Annotated in this window: 12 protein-coding genes and 1 riboswitch; of the genes, 9 read left to right on the top strand and 3 right to left on the bottom strand. The window is 72.6% G+C overall.

All coding sequences use genetic code 11. The features are described from left to right. Positions 1-188 precede the first annotated feature (188 nt). Positions 189-1,628, top strand: coding sequence for a short-chain fatty acyl-CoA regulator family protein (locus AB6L24_RS19055; RefSeq protein ID WP_405656677.1), 1,440 nt, complete (start codon positions 189-191; stop codon positions 1,626-1,628). Positions 1,629-1,632: 4 nt separating this feature from the next. On the opposite strand, the gene AB6L24_RS19050 is transcribed toward AB6L24_RS19055, so the two are convergent. Next, complete coding sequence (locus AB6L24_RS19050) at positions 1,633-3,051, bottom strand: short-chain fatty acyl-CoA regulator family protein (protein WP_405656676.1); 1,419 nt, start codon at positions 3,049-3,051, stop codon at positions 1,633-1,635. A gap of 379 nt (positions 3,052-3,430) precedes the next feature. Between AB6L24_RS19050 and aceA the strand changes: the two genes are divergently transcribed. The 4 genes from aceA (at position 3,431) to cpt (ending at position 8,706) form a co-directional block, all read left to right on the top strand. After that, positions 3,431-4,717 (top strand): isocitrate lyase, encoded by a 1,287-nt coding sequence (gene aceA / locus AB6L24_RS19045; protein ID WP_405656675.1) that lies wholly within the window; start codon positions 3,431-3,433, stop codon positions 4,715-4,717. Positions 4,718-4,827: 110 nt separating this feature from the next. Next, a riboswitch (cobalamin riboswitch) is annotated at positions 4,828-5,046 on the top strand. Positions 5,047-5,206: 160 nt separating this feature from the next. Beyond that, a complete protein-coding gene (gene metE, locus AB6L24_RS19040) occupies positions 5,207-7,525 on the top strand; it encodes a 5-methyltetrahydropteroyltriglutamate--homocysteine S-methyltransferase (protein ID WP_405656674.1) in 2,319 nt (772 codons plus the stop codon). Between the two features lie 121 nt (positions 7,526-7,646). Next, positions 7,647-8,117 (top strand): NUDIX hydrolase, encoded by a 471-nt coding sequence (locus AB6L24_RS19035; protein ID WP_405656673.1) that lies wholly within the window; start codon positions 7,647-7,649, stop codon positions 8,115-8,117. Between the two features lie 52 nt (positions 8,118-8,169). After that, the gene (cpt, locus tag AB6L24_RS19030) at positions 8,170-8,706 is read left to right on the top strand and encodes a chloramphenicol phosphotransferase CPT (protein ID WP_405656670.1); all 537 of its coding nucleotides are present in this window, start codon (positions 8,170-8,172) and stop codon (positions 8,704-8,706) included. Here the strand turns inward: cpt and AB6L24_RS19025 are convergent. After that, positions 8,696-9,742 (bottom strand): GlxA family transcriptional regulator, encoded by a 1,047-nt coding sequence (locus tag AB6L24_RS19025; protein ID WP_405656667.1) that lies wholly within the window; start codon positions 9,740-9,742, stop codon positions 8,696-8,698. The genes cpt and AB6L24_RS19025 overlap by 11 nt on opposite strands. Before the next feature lie 144 nt (positions 9,743-9,886). Between AB6L24_RS19025 and AB6L24_RS19020 the strand changes: the two genes are divergently transcribed. The 4 genes from AB6L24_RS19020 (at position 9,887) to AB6L24_RS19005 (ending at position 14,103) form a co-directional block, all read left to right on the top strand. Next, positions 9,887-10,729, top strand: coding sequence for a dienelactone hydrolase family protein (locus AB6L24_RS19020; RefSeq protein ID WP_405656665.1), 843 nt, complete (start codon positions 9,887-9,889; stop codon positions 10,727-10,729). Between the two features lie 84 nt (positions 10,730-10,813). Then, positions 10,814-11,230, top strand: coding sequence for a DUF6463 family protein (locus tag AB6L24_RS19015; protein WP_405656663.1), 417 nt, complete (start codon positions 10,814-10,816; stop codon positions 11,228-11,230). A 133-nt stretch (positions 11,231-11,363) separates the two neighbouring features. Beyond that, positions 11,364-12,998 carry a serine/threonine-protein kinase gene (locus tag AB6L24_RS19010; RefSeq protein WP_405656661.1) on the top strand — a complete coding sequence of 545 codons (1,635 nt, stop codon included), beginning with the start codon at positions 11,364-11,366 and terminating at the stop codon, positions 12,996-12,998. 43 nt (positions 12,999-13,041) lie between these two features. Further along, on the top strand, positions 13,042-14,103 hold the full coding sequence (locus AB6L24_RS19005) for an alpha/beta hydrolase (RefSeq protein ID WP_405656659.1): 1,062 nt from the start codon (positions 13,042-13,044) through the stop codon (positions 14,101-14,103). Here the strand turns inward: AB6L24_RS19005 and AB6L24_RS19000 are convergent. Beyond that, positions 14,100-14,867, bottom strand: a complete 768-nt coding sequence (locus AB6L24_RS19000; protein ID WP_405656657.1) for a hypothetical protein — start codon at positions 14,865-14,867, stop codon at positions 14,100-14,102. The two genes, AB6L24_RS19005 and AB6L24_RS19000, sit on opposite strands and share 4 nt — an antisense overlap. Positions 14,868-15,153: the final 286 nt, after the last annotated feature.

Raw genomic sequence — 15,153 nt, 5'->3', positions numbered from 1 at the left:
CCCGGGTCCGGGGGTTCGCGCCTTCCGTGCCGATCATTCCCGTCCCAGGGCGCGCGGGCGACGGCTCCAACCTGCGAAATCCGTACCGCCGTTCGCTGTGAAACTGCGAATTCTGCGAAAGATGCGGATGGTAACTTCGCAACAACGGACCGCTCGGGCACCGCCCGCGGGGAAGGAGCGCGGCACGCATGGCACGGCCTCCCGCACGGAAGATCTACGCGCACGCCAAGCTGCGGAGGCTGCGCGCCGAGCGCGGCATGAACCAGGTCGAACTGGCCCGTTCGCTCGGCATCTCCACGAGCTATCTGAATCAGATCGAGCACAGCCAGCGCCCGCTGACCGCGCCGGTCCTGCTGCGCATCGCCGACGTCCTCGGCGTGGAACCGGAGTTCTTCTCGGAGGCGGCGGAGGAACGGCTCGCCACCGACCTCCGGGCCGCCCTCAGCGACGAGGCCACCGGCGTCACCGCCACCCCGGAGGAGGCCGTCGAGGTGGCCCGCGACCACCCCGAGGTGGCCCGCGCCCTGGTGGCCCTGCACCACCGCTACCGGGACGCGGCCGAGCAGGTCGCCGCGCTCGCCTCGGCCGACGCGCCGGGCGTCGCCCTGCCCCCGGCCGAACCGCACGACGAGGTCCGCGACTTCTTCTACGCCCACCACAACCATTTCGAACCGCTCGACAGCGCGGCGGAACGCGCGGCCCGGGACTGGGGTCTCGAACCGTCCCGCCCGGCCACCGACGTCCTGGAGCGGCGCCTGGCCGACCACCATCACGTCACGGTGGTGCGAGCGGCACCCGAACGCGCGGCGGACGCCCGCCGCTTCGACCCGACGAGCCGCCTCCTGCTCCTCTCCCCCTGGCTCACCGAGGGCCAGCGCGCGTTCCAACTCGCCACCCAGATTGCCCTGTTGGAGCACCGCCCGCTGCTCGACACACTGGTCGACGCGGCCGGGCCGACGTCCGCGCAGGCCGCGGCGCTGACCCGCATCGGCCTCGCGAACTACTTCGCCGGTGCCCTGCTGATGCCGTACGCGGCCTTCCTCGCCGCCGCGGAGGAGCTGCGCTACGACATCGAGCTGCTCCAGGCGCGCTTCGGCGTCGGCTTCGAGACGGTCTGCCACCGCCTCAGCGCCCTCCAGCGCTCCGGGCGGCGCGGGGTGCCCTTCTCGTTCCTGCGCGTGGACCGCGCGGGCAACGTCTCCAAGCGCCAGTCCGCCACCGACTTCCACTTCTCCCGGCTCGGCGGCACCTGCCCGCTGTGGACGGTGTACGAGGCGTTCTCGGCGCCCGGCCGGATCCTCACCCAGGCCGCCGAGATGCCCGACGGCAAGCGCTACTTCTGGGTGGCGCGCACGGTCACCCGGGGCGGCGCCGGACACCACGCGCCGCGCGCCGAGTTCGCCGTCGCCCTCGGCTGCGAGCTGCGCCACGCGCACCGCCTGGTCTACGCGGAGGGCGTCGCCCTGGACGACCCGCGCGCGGCGACCCCGATCGGCCTGGGCTGCCGCCTGTGCGAGCGCCGCGACTGCGCCCAGCGGGCCCGGCCCCCGGCCGGCGGGCGCCTCGCGGTCGATCCGGACCGCCGGACGTATGTGCCCTATCCGGTCGTGACGTCGGGCGACGCCTGACCCGTCAGGCCCTGCCCTGCCGCTCCCCCACCACCGGGTAGGGCACGAAGGTGCTGCTGTTCTCGTCGATCGCGAGGCTGCGGTCCAGCGGGGGCACGGCCCGTTGGGGGCAGTCGGTGCGTTCGCAGAGGCGGCAGCCCATGCCGATGGGGACGGCGGCCGAGGTGTTGTCGAGGTCGAGGCCGTCGGAGTAGACGACCCGGGAGGCGTGGCGGATCTCGCAGCCGAGGCCGATGGCGAAGGTCTTGCCGGGCTCGCCCCAGCCGCCGCGGTGCCGGGTGAGCGCGCGGGCGGTCCACAGGTAGCGCTGACCGTCGGGCATGGCCGCGACCTGGACGTGGATGCGGCCGGGCGCGGCGAACGCCTCGTACACGTTCCACAGCGGGCAGGTGCCGCCCGCGCGGGAGAAGTGGAAGGCGGTGGCGGACTGGCGCTTGGACATGTTGCCCGCGCGGTCGACCCGGACGAAGGAGAACGGGACGCCGCGCAGCCGGGGCCGCTGGAGGGTGCTGAGGCGGTGGCAGATCGTCTCGTAGCCGAGGCCGAAGTGGTCGCAGAGCCGCTCGATGTCGTAGCGGAACTCCTCGGCCGCGGCGTGGAAGCGACGGTAGGGCAGGATCAGGGCGGCGGCGAAGTAGTTGGCGATGCCGATGCGGGCCAGCGGCCAGGCCGCGGAGTCCGGCGCGAAGTCCTCCGAGGCGAGGGCGGAGACCTGGTCGGTGTGTTCCAGGAGCGCGAGCTGGGTGGCCATGCGGAACGCCTGCTGGCCGGGGCGGAGGCGGCCGGAGAGGTGCAGGACGCGGGCCGCGGGGTCGTAGTGGTGCAGGAGCTCGTCGGAGTCCGCGGCGAGGCGCACGCCGTGGTGGTCGGCGAGGCGCTTGGAGAGGACGCGGACGACCTCGCCGGGGCGGATGCCTATCTCCGCCGCGAACTGCTCGGCGGCCAGGTCGATGTCGTGGAGGTAGTTCTGGCGCCGGTAGAAGAACTCGCGGATCTCCTCGTGGGCGGAGCGCGGCTGCGCCACCGGGCCGGGACCCCGCCCCTCCGCGGCTTCGGCAAGCTGCTCGGTGAGGCGCTGGTTGCGGCGGCCGAGGTCGACCAGGAGCGTGGCCACGGCGGGCATGCGGGAGGCGAGGTCGGAGAGGTCGGTCGCGGACACCTGGCCGGTGGAGACCTCTCCGGTGAGGGCGTCCCGCAGGTCGGCCACCAGCCTGCTGGTGTCGCGCTCGGAGAAGAAGCCCGGGTCGACGCCGAACGCCTCGGTCAGGCGCAGCAGTACGGGCACCGTGAGCGGGCGGGAGTCGTGCTCCATCTGGTTCAGATAGCTCGGCGAGATGGCGAGGGTCCTGGCCAGGTCGGCCTGGCTCATGCGGCGTTCCTCGCGCAGGCGTCGCAGCCGCGCTCCCGCGTACGTCTTGCTCACTCGTGGCTCCCGTCCGACTCACTCATCCGAGGCTCCCTTCCTGTCGGGCACGCCCGCGATCGTAGTCACGCAGACTCGCCCCGCCAGCATTAACAGAGTTGGCAGAACCGCTGCGGAAGATTCGCAGAAGTTGGCACGCCTCCTCGCTTGCTGGCACTGAGTGCCGATGCCACAGTCGAACCGCGGCCCGCCGGACTCCGTCGGGCGGAGCGGAACCGGGGCGCGAACTCAAGCCCTGACGTCGGAGATCCCGGCCCTTCCGCCCGACTCGGCAGCATTGCTCACCTGTCCACGCACGGATCCGGTGGGCCGCACCCCAGATTGTTCAGGCACTCAGTGCCAGATGTTCGCACAGTTCACGAATCTCCGGGAGACGGTCATGGCACAGGCAGGGACGACGACGGCGACGGCCGAGGAGCTCGCGCGGCGGTGGGCGACCGACCCGCGGTGGCAGGGGATCGAGCGCACGTACAGCGCCGCGGACGTCGTGCGGCTGTCCGGCAGCGTCCGCGAGGAGCACACCCTGGCCCGGCGCGGCGCCGAACGGCTGTGGCGCCAACTGCACGAGCTGGACTACGTGCACGCCCTCGGCGCGCTGACCGGCGGCCAGGCGGTGCAGCAGGTCAAGGCGGGGCTGCAGGCGATCTACCTGTCCGGCTGGCAGGTGGCCGCCGACGCCAACCAGGCCGGGCACACCTACCCCGACCAGTCGCTCTACCCGGCCAACTCCGTGCCGCAGGTGGTCCGCCGCATCAACAACGCGCTGCTGCGCGCCGACCAGATCGCCACCAGCGAGGGCGACTCCGCCGTGGACTGGCTGGCCCCGATCGTGGCCGACGCCGAGGCCGGGTTCGGCGGCCCCCTGAACGCCTTCGAGCTGACCAAGGCGATGATCGCGGCGGGCGCGGCCGGCATCCACTACGAGGACCAGCTCGCCTCCGAGAAGAAGTGCGGCCACCTCGGCGGCAAGGTCCTCGTCCCCACCGCCCAGCACGTCCGCACCCTCAACGCGGCCCGCCTCGCCGCCGACATCGCCGATGTGCCGACCCTGATCGTGGCCCGCACCGACGCGCTCGCCGCCAACCTCCTCACCAGCGACGTCGACGAGCGCGACGCCGAGTTCGTGACCGGCGAGCGCACCGCCGAGGGCTTCTACCGGGTCCGGAACGGCATGGCCCCCGTCATCGCGCGCGGCCTCGCCTACGCCCCGTACGCCGACCTCATCTGGGTCGAGACCGGCACCCCCGACCTCGCCCAGGCCCGCGAGTTCGCGGAGGCCCTCCACGCCGAGCACCCCGACCAGATGCTGGCCTACAACTGCTCGCCCTCCTTCAACTGGAAGGCCGCGCTCGACGACGACCAGATCGCCAAGTTCCAGCGCGAACTGGGCGCCATGGGCTACAAGTTCCAGTTCATCACCCTGGCCGGTTTCCACTCCCTCAACCACGGCATGTTCGACCTCGCCCGCGGCTACGCCGACCACGGCATGACCGCGTACGTCGACCTGCAGGAGAAGGAGTTCGCCGCGCAGGAGCACGGCTTCACCGCCGTCAAGCACCAGCGCGAGGTCGGCACCGGCTACTTCGACCTGGTGTCCACCGCGGTCAACCCGGCCTCCTCCACCACCGCGCTCTCCGGCTCCACCGAAGAAGAGCAGTTCCACTAGGACGTGCCGAGGTCGGGGCCGTGCGGGCGTGCGCCCAAACGACCCCGACCCGTGTCTCATCTCACGTTCCGGAATGTGAACACCGCTGCCCAGGAGCGCGTCCACCCTCTAATCTGACGCGTGCAGCTGGTTCGCCCTGTCCGCCAGGCAGGCGCGTCGTAAGAGGGAACCCGGTGGGAATCCGGGACTGCCCCGCAGCGGTGAGTGGGAACGACCACCGTCATGAGCACTGGATCCGGCCGCGGATCCGGGAAGCGACGGTCAGTAGGTGTCCGCCTCGGCGGACGTGCCCGCGAGTCCGAAGACCTGCCCGTTGCCCGTACGTGACCGATCGCGTGCGGATATCCCGGTGACCTCGTGGGCGGGTCGGCGTGCATACAGGCGGAGCACCGTGCCAGTGGCGTGTGTGCGGTCCGTCCTGTTCGTCATCCCTTCGCGTCCGTGTCCCGTCCCGGGATTCTCAGGAGTCATCTCGCGAAGGAGATTTCCGTGACAGCGAAGTCCGCAGCCGCGGCAGCACGGGCCACCGTGTACGGCTACCCCCGTCAGGGCGCAGGCCGTGAACTCAAGAAGGCGATCGAGGGGTACTGGAAGGGCCGCGTCACCGCACAAGCCCTGAAGGAGACCGCGACGGAGCTGCGCCGCTCCACCTGGCAGCGCCTCGCGGCGGCCGGTGTCCACGAGGTGCCGACCGGCGACTTCTCGTACTACGACCACGTCCTGGACACGAGTGTCATGGTCGGCGCCGTTCCTCAGCGGCACCGCTCCGCCGTCGACGCCGACGCCCTCGACGGCTACTTCGCCATGGCCCGCGGCACCCAGGACGTGGCGCCGCTCGAGATGACCAAGTGGTTCGACACCAACTACCACTACCTCGTGCCGGAGCTCGGCCCCGACACCGTCTTCAGCGCCGACTCCACCAAGCAGGTCGCCGAGCTGAAGGAGGCCCTCGCGCTCGGCCTCGCCGCCCGTCCGGTCCTGGTCGGCCCCGTCACGTATCTGCTGCTCGCCAAGCCCGCCCCGGGCGTCGCCGCGGACTTCGAGCCGCTGACCCTCCTGGACCGGCTCCTTCCGGTGTACGCGGAGGTCATCGCCGACCTGCGCGCGGCCGGCGCCGCATGGGTGCAGCTCGACGAGCCCGCCCTCGTCCAGGACCGCACCCCGGCCGACCTCAACGCCGCCGAGCGCGCCTACCGCGACCTCGGCGCCCTCACCGACCGGCCGAAGCTGCTCGTCGCCTCCTACTTCGACCGGCTCGGCGACGCCCTGCCGGTCCTGGCGAAGGCCCCGATCGACGGGCTCGCCCTCGACTTCACGGACGCGGCCGCCGCCAACCTCGACGCGCTCGCCTCAGTGGGCGGCCTGCCCGGCAAGCGCCTCGTCGCCGGTGTCGTCAACGGCCGCAACATCTGGATCAACGACCTGGAGAAGTCCCTGGCCACCCTGGGGACGCTCCTGGGCCTCGCCGACCGGGTCGACGTCGCCGCCTCCTGCTCCCTCCTGCACGTCCCGATCGACGCCGCCGCCGAGCGCGACATCGACCCGCAGATCCTGCGCTGGCTCGCGTTCGCCCAGCAGAAGACCGGCGAGATCGTCACCCTGGCCAAGGGCCTCGCGCAGGGTACGGACACCATCGCCGCCGAACTCGCCGCCAACCGGGCCGACCTGGCCTCGCGCGCCGGTTCTGCGATCACCCACGACCCGGCCGTCCGGGCCAGGGCCGCGGCCGTCACCGACGCCGACGGCCGTCGCTCGCAGCCGTACACCGCGCGGGCGACCGCCCAGCGCGCCCACCTCGGCCTGCCGCTGCTTCCCACGACCACCATCGGCTCGTTCCCGCAGACCACGGAGTTGCGCGCGGCCCGCGCCGACCTGCGCGCGGGGCGCATCGACACCGCCGGGTACGAGCAGCGCATCGAGAACGAGATCCGCGAGGTCATCTCCTTCCAGGAGAAGACCGGCATCGACGTCCTGGTGCACGGCGAGCCCGAACGCAACGACATGGTGCAGTACTTCGCCGAGCAGCTCACCGGCTACCTGGCCACACAGCACGGCTGGGTCCAGTCGTACGGCACCCGCTATGTCCGCCCGCCGGTCCTGGCCGGCGACATCTCCCGGCCCGAGCCGATGACGGTGCGCTGGACGTCGTACGCCAACTCCCTGACGGAGCGCCCGGTCAAGGGCATGCTCACCGGGCCCGTGACCATGCTCGCCTGGTCCTTCGTCCGCGACGACCAGCCGCTCGGCGACACCGCCCGCCAGGTCGCCCTCGCCCTGCGCGACGAGGTGAACGACCTGGAGGCGGCGGGCACTTCGGTCATCCAGGTCGACGAGCCCGCGCTGCGCGAGACGCTGCCGCTGCGGTCCGCCGACCGCCCGGCCTATCTGGACTGGGCCACCGAGTCCTTCCGCCTCACCACCAGCGGGGTGCGGCCCGACACCCAGATCCACACCCACATGTGCTACGCCGAGTTCGGCGACATCGTCCAGGCCATCGACGACCTCGACGCGGACGTCATCAGCCTGGAGGCGGCCCGCTCGCACATGCAGGTGGCCAGGGAACTGGCCGAGCACGGCTACCCGCGCGAGGCGGGCCCCGGTGTCTACGACATCCACTCCCCGCGCGTGCCGGGCACGGACGAGGCCGCGGCCCTGCTCCGCAAGGGACTTGAGGCCATCCCCGCCGAGCGCCTGTGGGTCAACCCGGACTGCGGCCTGAAGACCCGCGGCTGGCCCGAGACCCGTGCCTCACTGGAGAACCTGGTCGCGGCGGCGCGCACGGTCCGGGGTGAACTGCCCAAGTCCTGACCTCCATCCGGGCGGCGGGGCCGGAGCACCCACAGATGTCCGGCCCCGCCCCCTCGCGCCGCCGAGGGCCGATCTCAGGCAGAGTACGGACGTCGTATCGGCGTCCAGCAGGAGGAATCGGATGAGTTTCCGGCTCGCGGCGTACGCCGTGTGCGTCGAGGACGGCCGGGTGCTTCTCGCCCGGCACGTGTCGCCGAGCGGGGTGTCCAACTGGACGCTCCCGGGCGGCAGGGTCGAGCACGCGGAGGACCCGTTCGACGCGGTGATCCGGGAAGTCGCCGAGGAGACGGGCTGCGACGCGGTGGTCGAACGCCTCCTGGGTGTGGACTCACGGGTGATCCCCGCCTCGGACCGCGCGCCCGGCCTGCCCGACCACCAGAACGTCGGCGTCTTCTACCGCTGCCGCGTCACCGGCGGCCACCTCCGCCCCGAGCCGGACGGCGAGATCGCCGAGTCACGCTGGACCCCGATCCCCGAGGTCGCCCGCCTCCGGCGGTCGTCGCTGGTCGACGTCGGTCTCGCGCTGGCACGGACGGAGCCGCCGACCGGGCATGTGGCGCCGGTCGCGGTGGGGGGCCTCGTCCAGCACTGACCGCCGGTGGAATTCGTTTGGTGCGGTGTCGACGTGTGCCTACTGTGGCGCCGTGAAAACCCAGGTGATCGTTCTCAATGGTGGTTCCAGCTCGGGGAAGTCCGGGATCGTGCGGTGTCTGCAGGCCGTCCTGCCGGAGCCGTGGCTGGCCTTCGGGGTCGACACGTTCGTCGACGCGCTGCCCGCGGCGATGCGGGCGTCGGACGCGGGGATCGAGTTCGGCCCGGACGGTGAAGTCGTCCTCGGGCCGGAGTTCCGGGCTCTGGAGGGGGCCTGGATCGCGGGGCTCGCCGCGATGGCCGGTGCGGGGGCGCGGATCATCGTCGACGAGGTGTTCCTCAGCGGTGCCGAGTCGCAGCGGCGGTGGCAGGAGGCGCTGGGCGAGCTGCCCGTGCTCTGGGTCGGCGTGCGGTGCGACGGCGCGATCGCCGCGGACCGTGAGGTCGCGCGTGGGGACCGCGTCGTCGGGATGGCAGCGTCGCAGGCCGACGCGGTCCACCGGGGCATGGTGTACGACGTGGAGGTGGACACCGGGCACGCCGAGTCGATGGCGTGCGCGCGGGCCATCGCGGCGCGGGTCAAGCCCTAGGCGCGGGTTCGCTTCGGGTGGGCGCGTGCCGTGTTCCGGTGGGCGCCGGGGGCTCCGGCGTTTCGTGGCGGCGGAAGGCCGCACGGTACGTGCTCGGCTGCCGGCCCGTGTGGCGGGCGAAGACCTGGGCGAAGGCGCCGGGGTCGCGGTACCCGACGTCGGCGGCGACGCTCGCGACGGTGCGGTCGGTCGTCTCCAGGAGGTGTCGGGCCCGGCGGACCCGCGCGCTGTGCAGATAGGACAGCGGGGTCTCGCCGGCCTCGTCGCCGAAGCGCCGGAGCAGGGTCCTGGTGCTGACGCCGAACTCCTTGGCGAGGGCGGCCAGGTCGTAGCGCTCCCCGAGGTTCTGGTCGAGCCACCGCTTCACGCCGAGCGAGAAGCTTCGGCCCACGGCGGGCAGGAGCCCCACGTCCACGTACGCGGACTGCGTGGCACGGGCGTCGTCGAGCAGGGCGATGCGCGCCGTGCTGCGGGCCACGCGGGGGCCGTCGTGCTCGCGGACGAAGCGGAGCGCGAAGTCGTACATCGCGCTGAAGGCCGCGGTGGTCGTCACGCCGCGGTCGGTCACCACCAACTGCTCGGAGCGGACGTCCACATCGGCGTAGCGCCGCGCGAACCGGTCCGCGTACAGCCATGAGGTCGTCGCCGCACGCCCCGCGAGCAGCCCGGCCTCGGCGAGGAGGAAGGCGCCTACGCAGATCGACACGACCGCGGTCCCTGCGGCGGCCTGCGCGCGGACAGCCGCGACTTCGGGCTTCAGGTCCGCGAGGGCGGTGTCGAGGTCGAGCGCCGGTGAGATCTCGAAGCCCGGGACGATCAGCACGTCCGCGGGGCGCATCGCCGAGACGCCGATGCCCGTGCCGCCGGACACAGTCACCCTTCGGCGGGGCGAGACGACGGACGTCTCGTACGACGGCTCCCCCGCTCCGCGCGCGGCGGCCACATGCCCGGCCATGGTGAGGAGGTCGAGGACGCCGAAGACCTCCGACCCGAAGCAGCCGGGGTAGGCCAGCACACTCACACGCAGCGGAACCATGCGGCGACTGCCTCCCACGTTTCGGTACTTCGGCCCTTCGGCCGACCTGGGCGCGGGCCGGCCACGCCCCTTGGCGAGATCACCGTGAAGCATGGCGATCTCGCCGCTTCTCGCCACGGGCAGCATCTCGCCATCCTGTGCCTCATGACAACCGTGCGAGGGCAGCGCGACGACCTCCTGGGGGACTTCTCCCGCAGGACCGTCAGCGTCGATGACATCAGCAGGACCGTGTACGTGTGCGGGTCGGGACCGGCCGTCGTCCTGATGCCGGAGATGCCGGGCATCAGCCCCGACCTCGCGCGGTTCGCCCGCTGGACGCGCGACGCGGGCTTCTCCGTCTACATGCCGTCCCTGTTCGGCACCGACGGCGCCTACCCGCTCGTCGACGCGGGCGAGGCCGTCGTGCGCCGTGCCTGTGTCAGCGCCGAGTTCCGGGCGTTCGCCGGTGGCGGGACCAGCCCCGTCGTCTCGTGGCTGCGCGGTCTCGCCCGCATCGCGCACGCCGAGCGCGGCGGGCCCGGAGTCGGCGCCGTGGGCCTGTGCTTCACCGGTAACTTCGCCCTCACCATGGCCCTGGAACCGGCGGTCGTCGCACCGGTGGTGAACCATCCGTCGCTGCCGCTCGACGACCCCGGCGGCCTGGAGATCGGCTCCGAGGACGCCGCAGCCGTGGCCGAACGCGTCGAGCGCGACGGTCTGAAGGTCCTCGCGTACCGCTTCACCAACGACAAGTGGTGCACGGGTCAACGCTTCGCGGCGTACCGTGCGCTGCTCGGTGACGCGTTCGACGGCCGTGTGCTGCCCGACGAGGCGGCGAACACCGACCCTCCGCCCTTCTTCCGTGACAGCGTCGGCTGCGCCCACAGTGTCGTCACCGCGCATCTGGTCGACGAGGAGGGCCACCCGACCGTGCGGGCCCGCGACGAGATCATCGCGTTCCTCGCCGAACGGCTCGGGACACGGGGCGACCCGGACGCCCGCCGCTGAGGCGATCCCGTGGCCCGCTGTGTCTGACTCGACAGGGGCGGAAGCCGCCCCCGGGCAGCTCCACCACGAGAATGGAGAGTTCGGATGATCAAGTGGGCAGGTTGGCTCATCGCGATATTCGGAGCCGCGCACACGCTGCTCGCCCTGACCGTGGAGGAAGCGGGCAGCCACGCCGGGGACTGGTTCGGCGGGGAGCTGTGGGGCGACGACCTCTCCGCGATGAGCTCGGCGAACAGCGCGTACTGGCTGAGCTGGAACAGCTTCGGACCACCGCTGGTCCTCATCGGTCTGACGGTCCTGTGGCTGGACCGCCGGGGCATCGTGCCGCCGGCGTTCATCGCGTGGGTCCTGGGGGTCTGGGCCGTGGGCGACATCGTGGTCCTCGGGACCTCGCCCTCGCCGGTCATCCTGCTCGCGAGCGTGCTGCTGCTCGTCGGGGCGCGCCGTGCCGCGCGCCTCGGCGGCCCCGCGCCCGCCGCCGACACGACTCGGGCTCCGTAGGCGCCAGGAGGGGCGGACCGCTCCCGGTCCCCCTCCACCCACCCCCGTACGCCCCCGTTTGCCGTCCGTTTAAGCTTCTGTCGCTGGTCAGCACCCATCCGCTGGCCAGTTGGTGACGGGGGGAAGAGCGCCGATGAATCATCCGGCCGAGGTGTTCAAGCCGTTGCAGGCGGACGATCCACCGCTGGTGGGCGGCTACCGGCTCGCGGCCCGGCTGGGCGCGGGCGGTATGGGGCGGGTGTATCTGTCGCACACGCGGGGCGGCCGCGCGGTGGCGATCAAGGTGGTGCGGCCCGAGCTCGCCGACAACCCGGAGTTCCGGCGGCGGTTCCGCCGGGAGGTGGAGGCCGCCCGGCGGGTCCGTGGCGCTTACACCGCCGAGCTGATCGACGCCGACGCGGACGGCGTACCGCCCTGGCTGGCCACGCTGTACGTGCCCGGGCCCTCCCTCGCGGACGCCGTCGCGCGGCGCGGTCCGCTGCCGGTGTCCGCGGTGCTGTGGCTGGTGGCGGGAGTGGCCGAGGCGCTCCAGGCCATCCACGGCGCGGGCATCGTGCACCGGGACCTGAAGCCGTCGAACGTGCTGCTCGCCGCCGACGGGCCGCGTGTCATCGACTTCGGTATCTCGCTGGCCTCCGACATCACCTCGCACACGGTCACGGGCTCCGCCGTCGGCACGCCCCAGTTCATGGCTCCGGAGCAGGCGTCCGGAGGTGAGGTCACGGCGGCGACGGATGTCTTCGCGCTGGGGCAGACGGCGGCGTTCGCGGCGCTCGGAGAGCCGCTCTACGGGGACGGCCCTTCCGTCAGCGTGCTGTACCGGATCGTGCACTCCGAGCCCGACCTGTCCCTGCTGCCCGCGCAGTTGCGTCCGCTGATCGCCCGGTGCCTGGTCGCCGATCCCGCGCGGCGGGCCACGCCCGCGGAGATCGTCCACTGGTGCCGGCAGCGGCTCGGCCAGGACCCGGGCCCCGGGCCGGAGATCTGGCGGGAGGTCATGGGACCGGAGGTGAGGGTTCCGGCGCCGGTGCCCGACCCCACTCCGGTGTTCACGACGCCGCTGGTCGCGAGGACCCGGCCGGAGGGGCCGGACGACCGGAGAGTGCGCAGGAGACGTACCACGCTGATCACCGCCGCGGCCATGACGGCGGGGGCGCTGGTGCTCGGCGGTGTGACGTGGACGGTCGTGGAGGCGCGGGACGGGTCCTGGGACCGCAAGGCCGCCGGGTCGTCGACGGCCGAAGCCGGGGCGTCCGGCCGGTCGGACGGGTCCTCGTCGCGGTCGGGCTCCGGGGCGGAGCCGGGCGGGGCGGGGTCGGACGGGTCGGAGCCGGGGGCCGACGGGGACAAGCCGGAGGGGAAGGGGTCCTCGTCGAACACGCCCGAGCCGCCGCGGGGCATCCCGTACCCGCTCCAGTGGCTCGACGAGAAGAACTCGCTGAGCATCAAGGAGCCGGTCAGGCGCAAGGACCGCAAGGGCGACATCCGTTTCGACTGCGACGACACCAACTGCTCGATCGAGAGCGACACCAGCTTCATCACCATGCTGTACAGCAAGCCGGGCGCCACCCAGGAGTCCTGCCGCATCGCCCTCAGCGGCGCCGACAGCCGCCGTCTCCCCCTGGCCGCCGTGGCGGCGGGCAGCGAGATCTGCGTCAAGCACCCCTCCGGGGACATCGCGCTGCTGGTGGTCCAGGTGAAGTCGACGGCGCTGCCGAAGAGCGGGATCAGCTTCCTGACCGCCGACATGACGGTGTGGCGGGCGTAGTGGCGCCCCCGCAGGCCCCCCCTACCCCACCGTGGAGTGATTCATGAGTGACCGTCACACGCCCGCGCGACCGGGCCGGGTCCCGACGCCGCCGCCCGCGGCGCCCCCGTTCGACCCCGAACTGGGCCCCGTCCTCGACGCCTTGGGCCGGGCGTCCTGGGAGTCGATCACCCCGGGCAACCTGCCGGCCCGGCAGGAGCGGGACGCCACGGCCCGGCCCCGGCCGACGGTCGAGGACCTGCGCGGCGACGGCCGGTTCGAGGTGACGGAGCTGAGTGTGCCGGGGCCGCCGGGCGCGCCGGACGTCACGCTGGTGAGCGCGCGACCGGCGGGGGCCGTCGGGCCGCTGCCGCTCCTCTACTACCTGCACGGCGGCGCCATGGTCATGGGCAACGCGTGGTCCGTGCTGCCGCGGATCCTCGACGAGTGGGTGCTCCCGCTGAACCTGGCCGTCATCTCGGTCGAGTACCGCCTCGCGCCGCGCGCGCAGTACCCGGCGCCGCTGGAGGACTGCTACGCCGGGCTCGTCTGGGCGACGGAGCACGCGGCCGACCTCGGCGTCGACGCGGACCGCGTCGTCATCGGCGGCAAGAGCGCGGGCGGCGGGCTCGCCGCGGCACTCGCCCTCCTGTCCCGCGACCGGGGCGGCCCCAGAGCCCTCGGGCAACTGCTCCTGTGCCCGATGCTCGACGACCGCGACACCACGTTCTCCTGCCGCCAGATGACGGGCACCGGACTGTGGGACCTCACCTCGAACGCCACCGCGTGGCAGGCGCTCCTCGGCGACCGCTACGGCTCCGCGGACCTGCCGCCGTACGCCGCCCCCGCCCGCGCCACGGACCTCTCCGGCCTGCCCCCGGCATACATCGACGTCGGCTCGGCGGAGATGTTCCGGGACCAGGACGTGGCGTACGCGAACGCGATCTGGCAGGCCGGTGGCCAGGCCGAACTGCATGTGTGGTCCGGCGCGTACCACGGCTTCGACGGCATCGCGCCGCGTGCGGCCGTCACGCGGGACGCACGTGACGCCCGCACGCGCTGGCTGCGACGCCTCCTGACGCAGTCCGGCCACGTGCCCGGCCAGGTCCGGCCAGATCCGGTCTAGGAGAGGAACCCGCGGGTGATGTGCGTACCCGCCCCGTCGTTCTCGGCCCGATAGTTGGCCTCGCCGACACAGTCGCTGTACTCGTAGTTCGCCCTGGACGTGCCGCTCAGGCCGCCCGCGTCGGTGCTGGTGGGCCCGCCGAAGACGACGTCCGACCTGGGCATCTCGGCGCAGCTGGGGATCCCCGCGTAGTACTCGACGAACCCGCCCTGGGAGCCCTTGAGGTTCCCGCTGCCGGACGGCAGGGAGTAGGTGCCCAGGTGCGTGGAGACGCCGGTGACCGTGTTCCTGGCCGTGCCGGTCCATGTGTCGGTCCCGGTCCGCTGCACCTTGATGTCGTACCGGTGCCCGTACACGCCGTCGAAGTCCACCGCGCAGGTCACGCCGGGCCCGCCGTCCGCACCCTCGTGGCAGTTGGGGTCGGAGGTGGTCGCCCCCTCGGTGAAGGTCGAGAAGCGGGCGGAGAGCCGCTCCTTGCCGCCGCTGTTCGGTCTGGGCTGCAGCCCGGTGTAGCCCATGCCGTTGGCGAAGTCGTACTGCTGGGCGAAGTAGATCCCCGCCTTGTGCGCGGTGGCGGGCCGCACGGTGATGGGGAAGTTGATGTTGGTCAGGCCGGAGGACGGGGTGCCGGGCAGGGACCAGCTGACGGAGACGTTCCCGCCGCCGACGTCGGCGGTGGAGGCGGAGGCGGTGTGGGGGGAGAGCAGGAGCAGGCCCGCGGCGGCGCCTGCTGCGGCACTGAGGCGGAGGGTCCGGACTGGCATGTGCTGTTCCTCTCGGTGGGGGTGTCGAGGAAGAGGTGGCCACCGACGTGCGCGGCTTGACAGGGTTTCGCGGCTCGGTGACGCCCTCCACTTGTACTCAGCGGCGCACCCCGACGACATGGACTCGTACGAGGGCGGGCTTGGACTCTTGGCGGCGCCGAGCACACAACACGCCGCGCCGACACCGATGAGTGTCTGCGCTCCACGGAGTCTCAGGAGTGGGACGATCGCGTCTCCCTGTCGAGGTCGACGCGACGCCCCGTCCGCGGAGATGCCGAATCGGCCG

This window comes from Streptomyces sp. RK9 (assembly GCF_045070545.1).
Lineage (GTDB): Bacteria > Actinomycetota > Actinomycetes > Streptomycetales > Streptomycetaceae > Streptomyces > Streptomyces alboflavus.
This window is presented reverse-complemented; position numbering and strand designations above follow the sequence as displayed.